This is a genomic window from Marinobacter sp. ST-43, from assembly GCF_030541085.1.
In the GTDB taxonomy this organism is placed as follows: domain Bacteria; phylum Pseudomonadota; class Gammaproteobacteria; order Pseudomonadales; family Oleiphilaceae; genus Marinobacter; species Marinobacter nauticus.
Genome location: NZ_JASSVO010000059.1, coordinates 1 through 1,168, shown reverse-complemented (window position 1 = coordinate 1,168; position 1,168 = coordinate 1). Strand labels below are relative to the sequence as shown.

The window sequence follows — 1,168 nt, the reverse complement described above, 5'->3', positions numbered from 1 at the left end:
TAAGGAGGGTCTGATTAACGCCTGATTTATCGCTGAATCGCTTTTCAACTCGAAAAAAAGCCATTCAAGCGCGATTTTGGCGTTATCACCCTCTGTTTTGTTCGATTTTTGCCTATTTCCCGCCGTTTTGGCGGAAAACAGGCGAACTGACCCTACGACAGCAGGTATTTTTCACCCATCAGCAGGTTGCTGAACGCAGCCAGCAAGTGCAATCGGTTACTGTTTTTGGCCAAGCCGCGATAGCGAACGTTGCTATAGCCAAAGACCTGCTTGATGTACCGGAATGGGTGTTCCACTTTGGCCCGGGCGCTGGCTTTGAGCTTCTCGGCCTTTAGCTTTCGGTCGTCCAGTTTTTTACGAGAACCGGGGCGCTTGGCAATGAACCAGGATACATTTTGGCGATCTTTATGCTCATCCCGCTTTTGAATGCCAAGATAACCGGCATCACCGAACACGCGCAGCTCGTCACCGTGAAGAAGGTTGCCGGCGGACACGATGTCGTGGACATTGGCAGCGGTGGTATCGATGCTGTGGATCAAGCCGAGCGTATCGTCCACGCCGATATGCATCTTCATGCCAAAGTACCACTGGTTGCCTTTTCTGGTTTGTCGCATCTCAGGGTCGCGCTGGCCGCTTTCATTCTTCGTGGAGCTTGGTGCAGAAATGATGGAAGCATCCACAATGCTGCCTTCACGCAGCATCAAACCATTTTTCTCCAGGTGCTTGTTCACCTCTTTGAACAACACCTTGCCAAGGCCATGGCGCTCCAGGAAATGACGAAACTTGAGAATGGTGGTTTCGTCCGGCAATCGGTCCAGCTTCAGGCCGGCGAACTGGCGCATGGATTCGATCTCATACAATGCGTCTTCCATGGCAGGATCACTGAGGTTATAGAACAATTGCATGCAGTGGACTCGCAGCATGGTCGGCAGCGGATACGGTGGCCGGCCAGTCTGGCCCTTGGGGTAATATAGGGCTACCTTCTTCTCCAACTGCTTCCACGGAATCAGCTTGTCCATCCGTTCCAGAAAAATCTCGCGGCGGGTTTTACGCTTCTTGGTCTGGTACTCGGCTTCGGAGAAGGTGATCTGATCCATGGTGGCAACGAATCCTGTGCAGTTGACGATGACCGTATTATCGCTGATTTTGAGACTTATTCAGAGCCTCC

General features: G+C 52.0%; 1 protein-coding gene. It reads right to left on the bottom strand.

All coding sequences use genetic code 11. The annotated features are described in order from the left end of the window. Positions 1-152: 152 nt before the first annotated feature. A complete protein-coding gene (locus QPL98_RS19430; protein ID WP_303293872.1) occupies positions 153-1,097 on the bottom strand; it encodes an IS5 family transposase in 945 nt (314 codons plus the stop codon). Between the last annotated feature and the right edge of the window lie 71 nt (positions 1,098-1,168).